General features: G+C 58.9%; 14 protein-coding genes. 8 read left to right on the forward strand and 6 right to left on the reverse strand.

Annotation, left to right across the window (positions count from 1 at the left end; all coding sequences use genetic code 11):
* Window positions 1-84: 84 nt before the first annotated feature.
* The 3 genes from KM295_RS10730 to KM295_RS10740 form a co-directional block, all read right to left on the reverse strand.
* Window positions 85-858, reverse strand: a complete 774-nt coding sequence (locus KM295_RS10730) for an SDR family NAD(P)-dependent oxidoreductase (protein WP_256029949.1) — start codon at window positions 856-858, stop codon at window positions 85-87.
* A 61-nt stretch (window positions 859-919) separates the two neighbouring features.
* Entirely contained in the window at window positions 920-2,224 is a 1,305-nt protein-coding gene (locus tag KM295_RS10735) for an MFS transporter (protein WP_256029950.1), read from the reverse strand.
* Window positions 2,225-2,231: 7 nt separating this feature from the next.
* Window positions 2,232-3,833, reverse strand: coding sequence for a TCP-1/cpn60 chaperonin family protein (locus KM295_RS10740; protein ID WP_256029951.1), 1,602 nt, complete (start codon window positions 3,831-3,833; stop codon window positions 2,232-2,234).
* 290 nt (window positions 3,834-4,123) lie between these two features.
* Here KM295_RS10740 and KM295_RS10745 point away from each other — a divergent pair, with 290 nt between their 5' ends.
* From KM295_RS10745 to KM295_RS10760, 4 genes are all read left to right on the forward strand, one after another.
* A complete protein-coding gene (locus tag KM295_RS10745; RefSeq protein ID WP_256029952.1) occupies window positions 4,124-5,860 on the forward strand; it encodes an ABC transporter substrate-binding protein in 1,737 nt (578 codons plus the stop codon).
* A gap of 252 nt (window positions 5,861-6,112) precedes the next feature.
* Window positions 6,113-6,856 (forward strand): SDR family oxidoreductase, encoded by a 744-nt coding sequence (locus KM295_RS10750; protein WP_256029953.1) that lies wholly within the window; start codon window positions 6,113-6,115, stop codon window positions 6,854-6,856.
* Window positions 6,857-7,079: 223 nt separating this feature from the next.
* Window positions 7,080-8,894, forward strand: coding sequence for a hydantoinase B/oxoprolinase family protein (locus KM295_RS10755; RefSeq protein WP_256029954.1), 1,815 nt, complete (start codon window positions 7,080-7,082; stop codon window positions 8,892-8,894).
* Window positions 8,891-10,960 carry a hydantoinase/oxoprolinase family protein gene (locus tag KM295_RS10760; protein ID WP_256029955.1) on the forward strand — a complete coding sequence of 690 codons (2,070 nt, stop codon included), beginning with the start codon at window positions 8,891-8,893 and terminating at the stop codon, window positions 10,958-10,960. Before KM295_RS10755 ends, KM295_RS10760 begins: the two co-directional genes overlap by 4 nt.
* Window positions 10,961-10,967: 7 nt before the next feature.
* Here KM295_RS10760 and KM295_RS10765 read toward each other — a convergent pair whose 3' ends face one another.
* Window positions 10,968-12,386, reverse strand: a complete 1,419-nt coding sequence (locus KM295_RS10765; RefSeq protein ID WP_256029956.1) for a dihydroorotase — start codon at window positions 12,384-12,386, stop codon at window positions 10,968-10,970.
* 369 nt (window positions 12,387-12,755) lie between these two features.
* On the opposite strand from KM295_RS10765, the gene KM295_RS10770 reads away from it, so the two are divergent.
* Genes KM295_RS10770 through KM295_RS10785 form a run of 4 tightly spaced genes read left to right on the forward strand, consistent with a single transcriptional unit; the run spans window position 12,756 to window position 16,856 of the window.
* Window positions 12,756-13,769, forward strand: a complete 1,014-nt coding sequence (locus KM295_RS10770) for an ABC transporter permease (protein WP_256029957.1) — start codon at window positions 12,756-12,758, stop codon at window positions 13,767-13,769.
* A 25-nt stretch (window positions 13,770-13,794) separates the two neighbouring features.
* On the forward strand, window positions 13,795-14,682 hold the full coding sequence (locus tag KM295_RS10775; protein ID WP_256029958.1) for an ABC transporter permease: 888 nt from the start codon (window positions 13,795-13,797) through the stop codon (window positions 14,680-14,682).
* Window positions 14,675-15,763, forward strand: a complete 1,089-nt coding sequence (locus KM295_RS10780; RefSeq protein ID WP_256029959.1) for an ABC transporter ATP-binding protein — start codon at window positions 14,675-14,677, stop codon at window positions 15,761-15,763. Before KM295_RS10775 ends, KM295_RS10780 begins: the two co-directional genes overlap by 8 nt.
* A 19-nt stretch (window positions 15,764-15,782) precedes the next feature.
* On the forward strand, window positions 15,783-16,856 hold the full coding sequence (locus KM295_RS10785) for an ABC transporter ATP-binding protein (RefSeq protein WP_256029960.1): 1,074 nt from the start codon (window positions 15,783-15,785) through the stop codon (window positions 16,854-16,856).
* Between the two features lie 201 nt (window positions 16,857-17,057).
* Here KM295_RS10785 and KM295_RS10790 read toward each other — a convergent pair whose 3' ends face one another.
* On the reverse strand, window positions 17,058-17,207 hold the full coding sequence (locus tag KM295_RS10790; protein ID WP_256029961.1) for a hypothetical protein: 150 nt from the start codon (window positions 17,205-17,207) through the stop codon (window positions 17,058-17,060).
* Between the two features lie 460 nt (window positions 17,208-17,667).
* Window positions 17,668-18,906 carry a Zn-dependent hydrolase gene (locus tag KM295_RS10795; protein ID WP_256029962.1) on the reverse strand — a complete coding sequence of 413 codons (1,239 nt, stop codon included), beginning with the start codon at window positions 18,904-18,906 and terminating at the stop codon, window positions 17,668-17,670.
* Window positions 18,907-19,114: the final 208 nt, after the last annotated feature.

Below are 19,114 nucleotides of genomic sequence, written 5' to 3' on the forward strand. Positions count from 1 at the left end.
CGTGCTGGGATCGGATATCGGCGGCACAGAACGGCGCGAAGGCGACTCGATGGCGGCGAACCGTGGATCACCCCCCGGGACTGATCAATGCTTGCCGCCGGTTACCTTGAGTTCGGTTCCGTTGACGAATCCGCCTTCCTCGGAGACCAAGAACAGGGCAGCGTTCGCCTGATCGCGAGGCGTCGCGATACGGTCGAGGAGGATCTGATCGCGGATCTCGTCGTCCGTCAGATCGTCCTCCATTACCGGCGCCTCCCCGGATCCGTCACCCGGTAGCGTCCGTTTCCCCGTTCTGGTCGGCGTGAGCGCGTTGACCCGGACGTCGTACTCCGCAAGCGCCGCGGCGGCGGATCTGGTGAAGTTGATCACACCGCCCTTCGAAGTTCCGTAGGCGACCGAGTTTGGCTCCGGGTTGTGCCCCGACGTAGAGCACATGTTTATGATCCGGCCAGAATCGGCGTCCCTCATCGACTTGCCACACTCCCGGGTGCAGAGGAACATTCCGCGCAGATTGACATCCATCGTCTTGTCGTAGATCTCGGTCGACATCTCCAGGAAGTCACAGACCTCCTTTATCGCCGCGTTGTTCACCAGTATGCTGATAGGGCCGAACGCGTCCTCGGCGCGATCGACCATCGCTCGCACCTGTTCTTCGTCGGAAACGTCGGTGGTAACCGATATCGCATCGTTTCCCGCCTCCAGTATTTCGTCCCGCGTGGAGTCGGCCCGCTCCTCGTCGATATCCGCGACGACGACGGAGGCGCCCTCCTCGGCGAACAGCTTTGCGATCGCTTCACCGATGTTTCGTCCCGCTCCAGTAACGACAGCAACATCACCCTGTAATCGGTCATTTCCCATGACATTTGACCAGTCTATCTCGCAGAAAATTAATCTTTCTTTTCTTTGTCGCTCATCTTTCTTACATCTGCGAACTGGCGGTCGGTCGCTCGTTCGAGGGCGAGTCCAGCCAATAGACGACGGCACAGCCGATACCGACGACCATGGTCACCAGTCCGGTCCCACCGAGGACGTACTGGAGCGCGAGCGCGATACCGAGGTCGGGCTCGAGAACGGAGATGCCCAGGCCCAAAACGACCGGAGTGACGCTCGCCCCGACCCGTCCGAGAACCTCACTGATGCTGACGAGCCCCGCCCGCAACCGTTTGGATGCAAACCCGGTGACCAGACTCCGGTAGAGTGCCCCACCGGTGCCGACTCCGACTGCGATACAGACGACCCCGAGGCCGGCGACGTATATCGACGGGCCGACCACGGTCAGGATCAACCCGATCCCCAGTCCCGCGTGTAGCACGATCAGCGGGCCGGTATACCCCCACCGGCCGGTCACCCGACCGGCCTGTGTCGAGACGATCGAGTAGATGCCGGCCCAAACGGAGATCAAAAGCGCCGTGAGACCGGGGGATCCGTCGAAGATGTTCGCAACGACGAGGGAGATGTAGGTGAGGAAAGCGAACATCGCGACGGAATAAAACGCCCGGGCGACGAGGATCGCGGCGACCCGACGCCGGAGGGCAGCCTTCAACACCTGTTTCGTGTAGCGTAGCCGTCCGCCGTCCCCACCCGTCGACGGCTCCCCTCCGTTACCGTCCATCCGAGCGTCGTTCGTGTGCAGATCGGCCGGTTCGTCGAACCACACGTACAGGGTGACGGCGACTGGCAAGGCGAGCCCGTACAGCAGAAACGGGAGCTGCCAGGCGACCACGACCAGGCCGCCAGCGAGGATCGGAAACAGCGCGTTCGAGACGCCCCCCGTCGCGTTCCGGAGCCCCTGTCCGGTCGATTCCCGCTGTCCGCCATAGAGGTCACGAATGGTGGTAATGAGCGTCGGTAGCGTGAACGCAAAGCCCGCCCCCTGTATAGTCCGGAGCGCAAGCACGACCCGAAAGTCCGTTGTGAAGGCTAGTGCGCTCCCGCCACCGCCGAACAGCAGTAGCCCGACGATCAACACCGGGCGCCGACCGTACCAATCGGCCAGGCTCCCTCCGATCGGGATCAGCACTATCGCCGGGGCAGTAATGGCGGTGACCATGAGACCGATAACTGCGGGGGAAACCGCGTACACTGTGGCGAGCGTATCGAGAATCGGCGACACGAGACTCGTCCCGAGAACGATGACCAGCTCCGCCGCGAGCAGGAGTTGGAAACGCGTTTCGGCGAGGATATCGGCGTCGTTACCGAAGAACAGCCGCGCAACCGTGGACACGATAGCTCTAGTCCTGGGTCGCGCTTTCGGGCTGAATCGAGTGCTGGGCCGGACCTTCGGGGGAAACCGCATCCGTCGACGGCTCCCCGTCGTCGGTAAGGAGGATACCGTCGATCCGTAACAACAGGATGGCGGTTTCCGTGGCCAGCCGAATCGACGAAGCCTTGGGCGAAAGCGGTTCAACGCGGCCGTTCGAGTACATATCGACGACGTCGCTGTCGGCGCCGTTGACGCCGAACCCGGTCATCCCCGCGTCGTGTTTGTTACGCAGTTCGACGACCGTATCGACCGGATCCATCCCCGCGTTCACAGCGAGGGTTTCGGGGATGGATTCCAGTGCGTCCGCATATGCCTGGACGGCGAGTTGTTTTCGGTCCTCGATGCCGTTTGCCCGCTCCCGCAGCGCCATAGAGGCGTGTAGTTCCGAAGCGCCACCACCGGGAACGACCTTCCCGTCTTCGAGGAAACCATCGACGACGTGTAAACACTCCTCAACCGCGGTCTCGTACGTGTCTAGTGCCTGTTCGGTCCCGGCCTGCAACAGGACGGTTCTGGCCGAGGACCGCTCGTCGTTTTCGACGAAGGCGTACGTCTCGTCCCCGATTCCCCTCTTTCGGATCCGTTCGGCGTGGCCGAGGTCGGTCCCGGAGACGTCCTGAAGATGCAACACCTCGGTGGCGCCGGTCACTCGAGCCAGCTTCTCCATTACGTCGTTGTCGATCTGGTGGAACACCGCGATATCTCTTTCCGAGAGGCGCTGTTGGATCTCGTGGTCCGCGTTGTCCCGACTCGCCGAGAAGACGACGTCACAACCGGTGGCGGCCAGCATCCGGACGAACTCGTCTTTCTTGTTCGCCTCCCCGTCGGTGAACCCTGTCCCGTTCCGTACGTTCCTCTCGATATCGTGGTTTGACTCGTTCAGCTGCAGCGAATCACTCGTCAACAGGACGTTCACGTCGCGCAGCGGAAGCGACACTCGCGTGTGGTTCACCGGTCGGCGTTTTTTGACGCATACTCCGGGGATAGTGACCGAATCGGTGACCTGTTTCCGGCTTACAGTGTATATTTCGACGTCGTCGACATCGATTTCTCGATTCCCCAGATCGTCACAGAGTGCATCTAACACGGTGTTGGCCAGGGAGCTGCTGTCGTCGAAGATAGTCTTCGATTCCAGATGCGTGGCGATCAGTTCCTCGAGGGACTGTCGGTCCCTCGCTCTGTTCGTCGATGCGGCCGCCATCGAAGCCGTGGCCTCCCGGGCAGCCATATCGTACGCGTCGGCGATGAGCGTCGGGTGGATCCCCTCGTCGACCAGTTCGAGGGCGTTCTCGACCAGTTCTCCCAGCAAGAGGAGCTCCAGGGTCGTATACACCGAACTGTTGTCCGAGATGTAGCTTCGGATGATATCGTAGGCGGGGTGTTCGATATCCATCTCGTCCAGTATCGTCTCGCTATCCTTCGAAACGACGGGCGTTCCGGAACTCCTGACGACCATTTTGTACAATCCCTTGGGCCCGAGCGTGGACCCGACAACATCGGAGATGGCTTTACAGACCGCGAAGGGAGAGGTCAGATCGGCCCCGTCTACCCTCTCTGGTTTACTTCCCATAGGCCATTTCTCTATACAAATCCTAATGAATGTTTTGATTTAGTGATTGTAAGTCCTGTTATATCCAAATAAAAATTACATATGACCATCCAGTCCACGCAGAACGACTGATCTCCGTTCTGAAGTCCGGAGCAACCCGTTCACCGAGGGCTAGCCGGGGAGATAGTGATATACAGTATTCAAGAAACAATGTAAAGATCACAAAGGCATTCAGTACAATCCAATATACAATAACGAATATCCAGAAATATCACCAGTAGCTTTATGATACACGATATCACATCATAGGTATGGTCTCAGAAGACCAGCGTGTCGGGCGTAGAGATATCCTAAAAACAACCGGTGGCGTCGTTATCGGAGGCGGGTTAGCCGGATGCTCCGGTAACGGCGGTAACGGTAACGGCGGCAACGGCAACGGCGGCAACGGTAACGGCGGCAACGGCAACGGCAACGGCGGCGGTGGCGGTGGCGGGAGTTCCCAACCGGACTATGTCAACCGGCCCGAGCTGGGAAGTAGCCAACAGATCATCACGGTAACGCTAGACCCCGGCTTTTCCGCCCCGTCTATCGACTCGACCGGTAACGTGTATCAGGCGAGCTACGATTTCCTCGTCGCGGAGTCCCCCGCCCCGGATCACGAACTCGTCCCGCGGCTGGCGACGGAGTGGGAAGTCATCGACAACCGGACGTTCGAGTTCACGCTCAAGGAAGGAGTCATGTTCCACTCGGGGAACGAACTCACCGCGGAGGACGTTATCTACTCGTTCGAGCGGGCGTATAACATGGAAGGTCCCGCGTTCTCGACGTTCAGAGGGTTCGTAACCCCCGAAGGGTTGAGCGCTCCCGACGATTATACCGTCAGGATAGAACTCGAGGAGCCGTGGGTACACTTCCTTGGCGCACTCGCGAACTTTTCGATCGTCGATTCACAACTGGTCCAGGAGAACGAACAGGACGGGGACTGGGGTCACGAGTGGATGCAAAGCAACACTGCGGGCTGTGGCCCGTACGTGATGACGGAGTGGGACAACAGCGCCCGCGTCCGGTGGGAGCGGTTCGAGGACTACCACGGGGGCTGGGATCACGTCGAGAACCCGATCGAGAACATCCAGGGGCAGAACATCGAGGAGAACTCGACGATAATCCAGATGTGGGATCAAAACGAGGCCCACTACACCGGACACAACCTGGCTCAGGAAACCTACGACCAACTCGAGCAGCGGGACGATACGGTGATCAACGAGATCGACACGATCCAGGTCTGGATCATGACGTTCAACACCACCAAAGCCCCGTACGACGACGTCAACGTCCGGAACGCGATCTCGGAGGCGGTGGACTACGAGGCCGCACAGGATCTCATAATCCCGGGGTCGAGACCGGGAGCGGGTCCGGTCCCGAGACCGATGGCGGGTCACAACGATGATATCGAGCCGGAGGGTGCCGCCGACCCCGAGGCCGCGCAGGATCTGCTCGATCAGGCGGATTACACGCTCGATGAGGTCAACGAAGCGGGGGGAATGCAGTTCGCGAAGTACCGCGATACCGGACCGGTGGATCGGGTCCCGCTCCTCTGGCAGGAAAACCTCGCACAGATCGACATCGAGTCTTCGATCCGGAACGTGACGTTCGGCGAGATCTCCGACTCCACGGCGTCCCCCGAGGACGCGATCTCCGGGTACGGTGCCAACTGGCGGGGCGGCGGCGGCGCGCCGGTGACCGTGGATCCCTACACGTACCTGTCGCACCACTCGTCGGTCCTCGGCTCGAATTTCTACACCGTCCACTGGTGGGAAGACGAGGAAGTCGACGAACTGATGGAGGACGCACGGGCGTCGGAATCGTTAGAGGAGGCCCGTGAACCCTACAACGAAGCACAGCGGATCATTAATGACGCGAAGCCGCTGATGTGGGTGTCCAATCCGAGGCACTTCGTGATGATGCGAGAGGAAATAGACGGGTTCAATTACAGAGCGACGACGGGCCAGCGGTGGTATCCCTACGAGTGGTCGTGGAACCCCGAGTGAATCGGCTGGCACACGTCGGTAAGGATCGCTCGCTCCGGCTACGTTCGTAAGCCCGGAGCGGTCTTGTTTTCGGTGCACCAACGAACAGACGTCTTATTTGATCACCGTTACACGACATCGGTCCCCGATTCGTTAGTCGTAGAATAAAAACGGGGGCCCGGACCTGCAATCGTTATATTAAATATTTAACCCGGATGAGTTCATATTCGTCCACGTAAGAACCTATATAATAGCATATTCATACAACATACGATGGTCGAAAAAGACCTGCGAGGGAGACGAGCACTCATTACCGGCGCGAGTTCGGGAATTGGAAGGAAAACGGCGGAGGAATTCGCTGCCAGGGGAGCGGACGTCGCGGTGGCTTCCCGGCGGGAGGACGTTCTCAAAGAGCTGGCCGAGACACTCGAAAACGAAGCGGACATCGAGGCATTAGCCGTAGAGATGGACGTGACCGATGAAACCCAAGTCGCTCGCGGGGTATCGAGTATCGTCGATGCGTTCGGGGGACTCGATATCGTCGTGAACAACGCGGGTATCGGTTGTGGGGGACCGATCACACAGGTTTCGACGGAGGAGTACCGGTCCGTGATGTCGGTCAACGTCGACGGGATGTTCTTCGTTACACGCGAGACCATGCCACACCTTCTGGATTCCGAAGGAGCCCTGCTCTTCGTCGGCAGCACGTCCGGCCGGTATCCCCGGCCCGATTATCCGATATATGCCGCTTCGAAGTGGTGGACCCGAGGGTTCGCGCTCAGTATCGCCGGACAAGCCGGTGAAGACGGCGTGGCGGTGACGTTAATAAATCCCGGCACGACTCGCACCGACTTCGGCTCGTCGTTCCGAGCGTCGAACACGGAAAAATACGACGCTGGGGAAGCGCTCGATCCGAAAGACGTCGCCGAGACGATCGCTTTCGCCGCGAAACAGGAGGCCCCGACAACGATTTCCGAACTCGCGGTTACGATGCGGGATTCATTATCGAATACGTAACCCGGCAACGGAAAGATCGGTATTCGATCGTGTGACGCCCGACTCGGTCGAGCTATCTGGGGAGCCGATCCGCAGGCCTGATTGGCAGCGGGGCACTCAGACATGTGAGGTTCCGTCCCCCACATAAAAATCATGTTCGTTCAGTGTACAGAGTATTTTGATCACATATACTCCTTTATTCAGTATCAAAATGGATATATAATAGGAGATGTCAGTACGTAGCATGGCAGATGGGACCAGCCCGAACGTTAGCATCGGGGACGGGGATCTCGAGCCGTTTCAGATGACCGTGTTGTCGAAGAAGTTCGAAGAAGCGATCACGGTGATGTCACAGTCACTGATGAGTTCGGCCAGATCGGGGGTCATAAACAGCGCTCGGGATTTCACCTCGGCGTTTACACTATACGACAGCCGGCAGTTCATGTACGACAAAGGTCTGCCAGTTCACGCGGCAAACGTCCACCTGATTCCGGAATACACGCTGGACAAATTCGACGACATCTCGGCCGGCGACTGTTTTCTGACGAACTCGACGTATGCCGGGAACACCCACCACGCGGATTACACGCTCCACGTCCCGGTGTTCTACGAGGGTGAGCCGCTGTTTTGGGTACTCAACCGGGCACACCAGGCAGACGTCGGTGCCCCCCAGCCCACGACGTACGTGGCCGACGCGAAGGACATCTACGAGGAGGGACCCCACCTCCCGGCGGTCCGCATTCAGGAGGACTACGAGGACAAAGAGGACCTCATCCGAACGCTGAAGCTTAACATTCGGGCCGGGGACTGGCAGTGGTACGGGGACTATCGGGCACAGGTTGCAGCCGTCAGGAAAGGCGAAGAGATGATTCAGGAGATCTGTGCCGAGTACGGGGTCGAGTTAGTGCGACAGTTCACCGAAGAGTGGATCGACTACGGCGAACGGATGATGGAAGCCGAACTGGAGAAGCTCCCCGAGGCCGAGATACAGCACACGACACGCCACGATCCCGTGCCGTTCAACGACGCCGCCCCGGAGGGTATTCCGGTCACGGTCAAAGTGAAGACACATCCGGACGAGGGCCGGATTTCGGTCGATCTGACCGACAACGGCGAGAACATCCCCGCCGGCTTCAACCTCTCGGAGGCGACCACCATCGCAGGAGTGTACGGCGGGATCTTCTATAATATCGACTCTGACCTACCCCAGAATCACGGCGCGATAAAACGTGTCTCGATCGAGATGGACGAGGGAAAGATCGTCGGGGAGCCGGAGCCGCCCGTCGGGACGTCCGTGGCGACGACGAACGTGTGTGATGCCCTGTTCAACGCGATGCAGGCCGTGTTCGGGGATCTGGGCGAACCGTACGGCGTAAGCGAAGGGACCGGCGGCACTCAGCCCCACTGTTCGGTCGTCTCGGGCACCGACTTTCGACGGGACGACGAGTTCTACATCAATCAGCTCATCTTCAACGCCGGCGGGGGGGCTTCCTGTTACGGCCACGACGGGTGGATCACCTACGGGCAGTCCAACAACAACGGCGTCGTGACGTTAGAGAGCATCGAAAACGCCGAGCAGAACTATCCGATACTCGTACACCAGTACGAACTCGCCACTGACACGGGCGGGGCCGGTCGGTGGCGCGGGGGACCGGGCGTCAGAATCGAACTGGGTCCCCGCGAAGACGAGATGACGGCGGCGTACTGCAACATGCAGACGGCGTATCCTCCCCAAGGGATCGTCGGCGGCGACGACGGGACGACGACCGAGGTACACAAACGAACGCAGGACGGCGAACTCAAGGAACTGCCGGGCATGGGGTATCCCGTCTTCGAAGCCGGCGAGACGCTCGTCAGCACGATGTGCGGTGGCGGTGGATACGGGGATCCGACCGAGCGGGATCCGGAGGCGGTGAAACGGGACGTCGAGGCGGGACTCGTCTCCCCGAAAGCCGCCAGGGATAGCTATGGCGTCGTCATCGAACCGGCCGAGAGTGGGATCTCTCTCGACGAGGAGAAAACACGGACACTGCGGGAAGAACGCACGGAGGAACGATGAGTTATCACCTCAGCATCGACATCGGCGGGACGTTCACGGATCTCTTCCTTCGGGATTCAGAGGGGGGATCGCTATCGGTGAAAGTCCCGAGCACTCACGGGGATCTGACGGACGGCGTAATAAACGCCCTGGACAAGGCGGCCGATACCGAGGGGATCACTCGTGGGACGCTCCTGGATCGGACAGGGCAAATCGTCCACGGGACGACTATCGCGACGAACGCTATCCTCGAAGGCGAGACGGCAAAGACAGCCTTGCTCTGTACGGACGGCTTCCGTGACACGCTGATGTTCCGTAATGGCGGCCGGGAGAACGCCTTCGAGGTACACGTCGACTACCCGGATCCGTACATCCCGCGATCGCTCACCTACGGCGTCGGGGAACGGGTGAACGCCGAGGGCGAGGTCGTCACCCCACTAAACGAGGAAAGCGTGATCGATGCCATCGATCGGGCGGTCGAGCGAGACTGTAACGCCGTCGCGGTCTCGCTTCTCTGGGCACACGTGAATCCGGCCCACGAACGGCGTATCGCGTCGCTCATCGACGAACACGCGCCCGGACTGAACTACTCGCTCAGCCACCGCGTGAACCCGATCATCCGCGAGTATCGCCGGACGTCGGCGACGGCGATCGATGCGTCGCTCAAGGAGCCGATCGCGAGTTACCTGTCCCGGCTCCGCGACCGGCTCGAAGAGAACGGGTACACGAAAGAGCCGCTTCTCATCACCGCAAACGGTGGCGTGATGCAGTTCGACGATGTCGTCGAGTTACCGATCTGGTCCGTCGACTCCGGACCGACGATGCTTCCGTCGGCGGGACTGCAGACCACACGGCTGGAGTTGGAAACGGAGACGCCGAACGTGATCGCCCTCGATATGGGCGGGACGAGCCTCGATATGAGCCTTATCCGGGGGGGTAACGTTTCGCGGACGAGGGACGCCGAGGTGGCCGACAGCATCCTCGGCATCGAAAAAGTGGACGTCAGAAGTATCGGATCCGGCGGCGGAAGCATCGCGTGGGTCGACGAGGGGGGACTCCTCCACGTCGGTCCCGAGAGTGCGGGCTCCTCGCCCGGCCCGGTCTGTTACGGGCAGGGCGGGGAGCGACCGACGATCACCGATGCTGCGCTGGTCTTGGGTTACCTGTCGAAGGACCAACAGCTCGGCGGCGAGATGTCGATCGACTTCGAGGCGGCCGAAGAGGCGATCGACGAACGGATCGCCGACGAACTCGGCGTATCGACGATAGAGGCCGCCCACACGATCTACGCCACCGCGAACCAGGACATGGTCACCGGTATGCGGGAGGTCACGATCGAACGGGGGATCGATCCCCGAGAGTACGTCGTCTGTGGTGGCGGCGGCGCTCTCGGGTTGCACGTCGTTCCCTTGGCTCGCGAACTGGGTGTCGAGGAGATCATACTACCGCGGGAGGCCGGCGTTATCAGCGCGATCGGGGGGTCGTACTCCGATATCCGACACGACTTCTCGGCGACCCAGCAGACGAAAAGCGACACGTTCGACCTCGATGCGGTAAACGAGACGCTCGGCTCGTTGACGGACAAATCACGCCGGTTCCTCGATAGTGTCGGGGCGGACGAAAGGGACCGTGAACTCACGTACTACACCGAGGCCAGATACACACAGCAAGCCTGGGAGGTAGAGGTTGCCATCCCCTCACCACCGTTCGATCCGGCCGACGTGGAGAAGCTGGTCGACCGGTTTCACGAGAGCCACGAAGCGACCTACGGATACCGGATGGAGGATCAGGATATCAGGTTCATCCACTGGCGGGTCGAGGCGAGCGCCCGAACCGACGACCAGCAGACGGGTGCGCCTGCCAGAGATACGACAGCGCCGGAGAGTGACGCCCTCCGTGGCCGAAGTCCGGCGTACTTCGGCACCGAACGGATCGACGTTCCGCGTTACCACGGTCCGTCACTCGCCGTCGGTCGTTCGATCGAGGGAGCGGCCGTCATCGAGGCGAAGAACACGACCATCGTCTTGCCGCAAGACAGCCGTCTCGAGATCACTGACCGTGGGAACTACCGGATCCTGAACCGCTAGCTCGTCGTTATCCACGAAGGGGCTGTTGGGAGTTCTCCCACTCGGGGAGTTCGCGCTCTATGAACTCACCGTGTCCGGGATCGGCGACGATCTCACCGTCGTCGGCGACGAGTCGCCCTCGAACGAACGTCTTTTCGACCCAACCGGTCACGTCGGCACCCTCGTAGATCGAAAAGTCGGACACAGCGGCGTTGTCAGCGGCGGAGATCGTGTGGGTGCGTGAGGGGTCGAAAACGATGATATCCGCGTCCGTACCCGGATCGAGAGAGCCCTTGTTCGACAGCCCGAACGTCCGGGCGGGGTTCGTCGACATGACGCGGACGAGGTCGGGATAGGAGAACCCGCGTTCGACGACGGCCTCATCGTGAAACACGGGGAGGCTCCTCTGGAGCGAATTGACGCCGAAGGTATCACAGTCCCACCAGTTATCGACCTGCTTGCTCTCTTTTTTATACGAACTGTGATCGGTCGAGACGACGCTTAATGCTCCCCCTCGGAGGTGTTCGAACATGGCCTCGACGTCGTCGGGACTGCGTATCGGAGGAGCCATCAGCGGGAGGTTCCCCAGCGATCCGTAGATGGAGTCGTCATGTACCGTGTAGTGAGTACAGGTTTCCGCACGTATTTCGCTTCCGTCCTCCTGGTACCGTTCGAGTACGTCGGCCGCCATTCGGCTGGTCGTGTGGACGCCGTAATACTGAGCGCCCGCCTCTTGAGCCATGCGCGCGATGTCGTCGGCAGCCATCGCCTCCGTGTAGTCGGGTCGGGAATCCGGATAGTCCTCGGGAGCACCCCGGTTTTCCCTCCGTAGTTTCTCCGTCAGCTGATCACAGACCGACTGATCCTCGGTGTGAAAGACCCCGACCGCGCCGAGTTCGCCGATGCGTCCCAACACCTGATCGATAAACCCGTTCGAGAGGCCGATCTCGTAGGCGGTGAACACTTTGAATGACGAGACACCGGTATGTACGGCGTCTTCGATGTGGTCTAGGTTTGATTGCGTCTCGTTGACGAGTACTGCGTGGACGCCGAAATCGATGACCGCCTCCTCCTCTCCGGCGGTTCGTTGTCGTTCGATCCCGGTGAGTATTGTCGTATCGGGGTCGTATGGGCTATCCTCGCCTTCCCAACCCTCCCAGGCGAAATTAATGAAGGTCGTGATACCACCGAGTGCGGCGGCTTTGGTGGCTGTTTCGTACGAGTCGAGCGCCCGGGTTTCATCGTGTGCGTGAACGTGTGGGTCGACCATACCGGGCATCACGAGTTTGTCGGTCGCATCGATCCGTCTCTCCGTATCGGGCAACGATCCCTCGTTCCCGATCGATACGATCGTCCCGTCGTCGATCGCGATCGAGGAACGTACCGTTCGGTCAGGATGGACGAGCGTACCGCCGGCGATTATCGTATCTACTACGTTCGATGACACGGTTGAACCGTCTACATATTTGTACTTAAATTTATTGTAAGTGGTCATATTCCAGAACAAGACCCAAATATATCCAAATTATCAATTTCAGAACCGAACCGGAACGGTATACGGATGCGTGTTTCCACGTTTTCACGGAGAAAGCGGACGACAAAACGGGAGAGAGATAGAACTGCGACTCGGGACTGATCTACGAACTCCACCGGTCACGGTCCCCGAAGCCAGACCCGACAGAAAAGAGAGGTAATATACCGCGAAGTATCGGTCCGGTATTGTGGCATCCGTTCGATTTATATAACAATGTACTCAAACGACTTACTGTACGAATGAGAACGGGTTGCACGTACAAATGGAGGAACGTATTAGATAATGGCCTCGTATAAAAAATTCGTACTCTTGCGAATCCCGCAGGTCGTCCTGACACTCGTTGGGTTGAGCATCCTGATTTTCACACTGGTACGTTTCATCCCGTCGGATCCAGCCCGGACAGCTATCGGCCCGGGGGCGTCGGAGGAGGTGTACCAGGAGTATCGTGAGGAGCTACGGCTGGATGAGCCGCTCCATATGCAGTATATCGGTTTCGTTCAGGACATCTTCAACGGATCACTGGGGGAATCAACGCGAACCGGCAACGATGTCGCCGTCGATATCATAGAGAAACTCCCCGCGACGCTGGAACTGATCGCGTTGGGCTTTACCGTGGCGGTACTGCTCGGGATCCCGTTCGGGATCGTCGCGGGGTTGAACAAGGATCGGCTCCCGGATCACTTCTCTCGGTTCGTGGCGCTGTCGGGCATCGCGTTTCCGAGGTTCTGGCTCGCCATCACCTTTCAGGTGGTCTTGGTCTCCTGGCTCGGGTTGTTCCCACTGACGGGGAGAATCTCGGGTGCTGCTCCCGCACATGTGACCGGGTTTTACACCATCGACAGTTTGATCGCAGGAAACTTTGATAAGTTTACTGACGCGGTCTGGCATCTCATCCTCCCTGCGACAGCCCTGGGATTCTCCACGTTCTCGCAGGTGACAAGATTAGTCCGTTCGGAGATGATCGAAATCTCACGGGCAGATTACATAATGACCGGGCGATCTCAGGGGATACCCGAATGGATGATCGCGTATAAATACATGTTGAAGAACGCGTTCAGTAGCACGTTGACCGTCCTGGGATTCAGGATCGGCGGGATGCTTTCGGGGGCAACGTTCGTCGAGTTGATCTTCAACATCGACGGGATCGGGAGATACACGCTGGCGTCTATCGTCCGTCTCGATTACAACGCGATCGTCGGCGTCGTGTTGGTACTGGGAGTTACGTACCTCATTTCGAGCGCTATCGTCGATATGCTGTACGGGTATCTGGACCCGAGGATACGGTTGGAGGCGTAATATGTCCGGGATACTGAACTCAGAAATGTCAAGCGAACGAGAAGAACAGATAGACAATCTCAAACGGCTTTGGTCGAGGTTCACGGCAAACACGCTAACCGTGGTCGGGACGCTCATCGTGGTGTCCGTGATTTTCGCCGCGATATTCGCGCCATACATAGCCCCGTATCCACAGCACGCCGAGGGGGGAGTAGGCTCGGTCGACAACGATAACCGGCTCGCCGAACCCAGCACGGAGCACCTCATGGGGACCGACGATAGCGGACGGGACATCTTCTCGAGAGTCCTCTACGGCGCACGAATCTCGTTGCAGATGATGACCATCGCGCTCACACTCTCTATTTCGGTAGGCGGGACACTGGGACTGGTAGCCGGAATGAAGGGTGGGATCACGAAGGTTATCATAATGAGGACGGCGGACACCTTCATGTCGATCCCGGCGCTGGTGCTGGCGATGGTGGTCGCGGGGTTACTCGAGCCGAACCTGTACATATCGATGGTTGCGGTCTCCGTGTATTGGTGGACGCTGTACTGTCGACTGGTGCAAGGGGAGGTGAACTCGATCAAAGAGGAGGAGTTCGTAGAGGCCGATCGCGCGCTGGGGTCACCCTGGTACAATACGGCAGTCAAAGAGATTCTCCCAAACATCATCACGCCGGTACTCGTCAAGGCCACCATCGATGCAGGGTTCATTATTCTGCTGGCAGCCGGTCTGGGCTTTCTCGGTCTGGGAACCCAACCCCCGACGCCGGATTGGGGCGTGATGGTTGCCCAGGGTAGAGACTTCGTACTCACGTCGTGGTGGGTCTCGACGCTCCCCGGCCTCGCGATCGCATACACGGTGTACGGGTTCAATCTGTTGGGTGACGGATTGCGTGACGTGTTCGACGTGGAGGTAGATGTAAATGAGTAATCCAATCCTCGAGATCAACGACCTGAAAGCAAGCTTCAAGACGTACGAGGGGACCGCTAACGTACTCGATGGTATCGATCTGACCATTCATGAAGGGGAGGCGATGGCACTGGTCGGAGAGACCGGCTGTGGAAAGAGTCTGACAACCGAGCTCATCTTGGATCTGGTTCCGGCCGCTCGAACGAGCGGCGAAATGAAATTCAAAGACGAGGTCGTGTATTCTCCAAGCGTCGACGAGCGGAGCACGCTCCGGGGAGAAAACATAAGCATAATTATGCAAGATCCGATGAGTTCCCTGAATCCCGTCTTCACGATAGGGGAGCAGATGACCGATATACTCCTGTTCGGAGGGGGTGAGAAGAGCCCCATCGATTATCTAAAGCACAAGCTCACGAGGAACGGTGCGGAACGGAAGAAGGCGAGGGAACGTGCAAGAGAAGTACTGAACGAAGTCCAGATTTCATCGCCTGAACGTGTCCTATCGAGCTATCCGAGCGAACTCTCCGGCGGTATGAGACAGCGAATCCTGATCGGGATGGCGTTGCTCGCCGATCCCGATCTTCTCATCGCCGACGAACCGGGAACGGCACTCGACGTGACGACTGAAAAGAAGATACTGGAGATACTGAAAGATATCGTCGATAACCGGGACACTAGCGTGATATACATCACACACGACCTGGGTGTGGCACACGAAGTGAGCGACAGGGTGACCGTGATGTACGCCGGCCAGGTCGTAGAACGATCCCCGACCGACGTGATATTCGATACTCCCATGCATCCGTACACGAGGACACTTCTGGAGAGCGTTCCGTCGCTCTCGACGGGAATCGGGGAAGGGTCGGAGGGATCTATACCGAGTTATGTCGACGTCGAGGCGGAGTGCAGATTCGCGGATCGGTGTGAGTTTTCGGAAGCGGCATGCAGGGGAGTCCATCCGGGCGAGCGGACCCTCGATCAGGGTCAATCCGTCGCATGCCATCTATACAAACAGGACACAGGCGGCCGTTCGGCCGACGATACCGACGAGCCGTACATCGGTCCACCACCCTGGAGAACGGAACAGAAACGAGCGGATTAAACGCACAAGGAACACAAAAATGGTTAACGAGATCACTCACGCGGACGTAGCACACGAGAAACACCCGTCTGGCGACCCGCACGAATATCTGCTGCGGAAGGATCCTCTAGTGCGGGTCAGACACCTGAAAAAGCACTATAGTGCAGGTGGTATATTCGACAAGAAGAAAATAAAAGCGGTGGACGGGATAAGCTTCGCCATCCCGGAGGGAAGTACCTTCGGGCTCGTCGGGGAATCGGGGTGCGGGAAGTCAACGACCGGCAAGTGCCTCTCCCGAATAGAAGAACCAACCAGTGGTGAGATCAGGATCGACGGGACCGACGTCCTGGATCTACCCGCAGACGAACTCCGGAAGTTCCGGCAGAAGGTACAGATAGTGTATCAGGATCCGGGATCGAGTCTCAATCCCCGCAAAAAGATCAGAAAGATAATCGCGAAGCCGCTGAATATTCACTCGATCGGGACAAAAAAAGAGAGGACCGAGCGGGTCGATACCCTTCTGGAGGCGGTCGGGCTACCGCTGGAATACAAATACAAGTACCCGAACGAACTGTCGGGAGGGCAGAAACAGCGGGTCAGTATCGCACGGGCGCTGTCCGTCGATCCCGAACTGATCATTCTGGACGAACCGACCAGTGCGCTAGACGCCAGCGTTCAGGCGAGAGTCCTGACACTACTGAAAGATCTACAGGAAGAGGAGAACATCACGTACTTCCACATCACACATAACCTCTCGGTCATAAAGGACGTTGCCGATTGGATCGGGATCATGTATCTGGGTAAACTGGTCGAAGTCGGCGATGTCGACGCGATTTTCTCCGATCCCCAGCACCCATATACCCGCGCGTTACTCTCCTCGATACCTATAATAAAGAGCGAGGACGACGACCTCAAACCGGATCGGATCGATCTCGAAGGCGAGATACCGGATCCCGAAAACGTACCGTCCGGGTGTGCCTTCCGAACGCGGTGTCCAAAGGCGTTCGATGAGTGCAGCAGAACGGATCCGGAGTTCTACGAGATTGAGGAGGGCCACTACTCTCGGTGTTTGCTTAACGAGGAGTATTCCTTCAGAAACGATTTCGGGGACTGACACGCCTGTAGTCGGAAGTCCATCCGGGAAGTACTGCGGTCGGATCGTCTCAAAAGCGGGATCCACGTTACAGTGGTCGTTTTGATCGCTCTCTGCACCCGTCGCCGCGGCGAACGTTTCGATGAATCTCGGAGAGCATCGGGCCGCAATATTAGGATGTATCCTGCCTTCGTAGCACGAAAAACGGCCTGAGTACCCGTTCTATTCGTCAGTAACAGTACGCACCAGCTTGCGGAACGTCCCGCTGTAGGTTCCGATACCGACGCCTACAACCAAAGCGAGGAGACTCGAAAGGACGGTCAGCGTGAGGTTTGAATGTTCTGTGCCTGTATGCAGCAGTACTTCGAACATATCCAGCAAAAGCGTTCGAAAGTATATAAATGTATTTCTAAATGGATTATAACAGCATATGTGGCAGCCGATCGGGATTCAAACCTCGGAAGCGGCAACCGTTGGTATCGTCCGATCAGCCGCGCCAGCAGATTTAATCAAACAGTGTTACCACTGTTTGTGTATTTTCCCACTCGATAATAGCACAACGACGCACTATGTCGCAAGAATTGCATATATAATCTTAAATACGTATTGTAAGTACATGTATCATCATTTATTCTGATCTGATAGTCGATTCTTAAATAAAATCGTACCGCTCGATAAAACAGCGCTCGCAGACGTGTCGATTACGATGGTATAGCGAACCGCCCCCGCCGTGGCGACATCGGACCGGAGACGGCCAGTCAACCCGGACAGCCTCGACTCCCGGAGCCGTTCGATGCGAGAGACGTCGGGAGAGCAACTCGGAGGACGTCCGTCACCGATCGGCAGTCGCGAGGCTCACCGCGGCGTTCGTCAGCGTGTTCGCGGCCGCATAGCAGTCGTCCCAGCTCGTGAACTCCGATTCGTTGTGGCTTTTGCCGCCTTCCGAAACCGCAAACACCATCGACGTGTCCATCTCTTTCGCCACGTGGACGGCGTCGTGGCCCGCGCCGCTGACCATCTCCATGCTGTCGTAGCCGAGGCTGTCGGCCGCGTCCCGGACGGCGTCGATACACTGTTCGGAAAACTGGACCGGGTCCGTCCGGTGGCGGTCGGTGTACTCCCACTCGATCCCTTCCCGCGTTGCCGCCCGCTCGGCCTCCGCGAGGACGCGTTCGCGGGCTTCGTCGATGACCGCGGTCTCGGGGTCGCGCAGATCCCAGGTGAACGAGACCGTCTCGGGGATAATGTTGATCGAGTTGGGCCCGGCGTCGATGTGGCCGGTCGTCCCGACGGTGCGCTCGCCGAGCGCGTCCGGGAGCCGGCGGATCTGGGTGATGACGTCCGCCGCGGCGACCAGCGCGTCCCGGCGGTGGTGCATCGGCGTCGGGCCGGAGTGATCGGCCTCCCCGCGGAACGTGATCTCGCCCCACGTGAAGCCGACGACGCCGGTCACGACGCCGACGTCCTTGCCGTTCTCCTCGAGGTACGGCCCCTGCTCGATGTGGAGTTCGAGGCCGGCTTCGTACTCTCTCTGTGGCTCCGCCGGCGTGTCGCCCTTGTAGCCGATCCGTTCGAGTTCGTCCTCGAAGACGTTCCCGTCCGCGTCGGTCCTGGCGTACTCCTCGGCGAGTTCGTGTTCGCCCGCCCACACCCCGGAACCCTGCATCGCGGGCTGGAATCGCGATCCCTCCTCGTTGGTCCAGTTGACGATCTCGATTGGGTGTTTCGTCTCGATGTCCGCCTCGTTCAGCGTCCGAACGAGCTCGAGAGCCGCGACCGTCCCGAGCTGTCCGTCGTAGATGCCCCCGTAGGGCTGTGAATCGAGGTGTGAACCCACGAGGACGGTCCCCGCGTCCGGATCGGTCCCCTCGCGGTATCCGAACATGTTGCCGAACTCGTCGATCGTGATACCGAGTCCCTCGGCCTCCATCTGTTCGGCGAACCAATCGCGTATCTCCCTGTCCGCATCCGAGAGCGTCAGGCGGTGAAGGCCGCCGTCTTCGGTCGCACCGATCTGTGCCTGATACCGCATCGTCTCCACGAACCGATCCCGGTCCAGTTCGACGTTCATACCGGCGGTTCAGACCGAGAGCTAATAAACAACGGCCCCGCCGTGGAGCGACAGACCCCAAAGGCCGGGCTCGGTGTGGACTGCCGTCCGGGCCGAAAGGAAGGTGGGTTGGTCCCGCCTGAGACAGTTATGTCAATTTTGTATATAGTACATATAAACGATATATTTACACAGCAGGCGCGAACGCCGATACAGATCGCGGTATCGC

It is taken from the genome of Natronomonas aquatica, assembly GCF_024449025.1.
GTDB lineage: Archaea > Halobacteriota > Halobacteria > Halobacteriales > Haloarculaceae > Natronomonas > Natronomonas aquatica.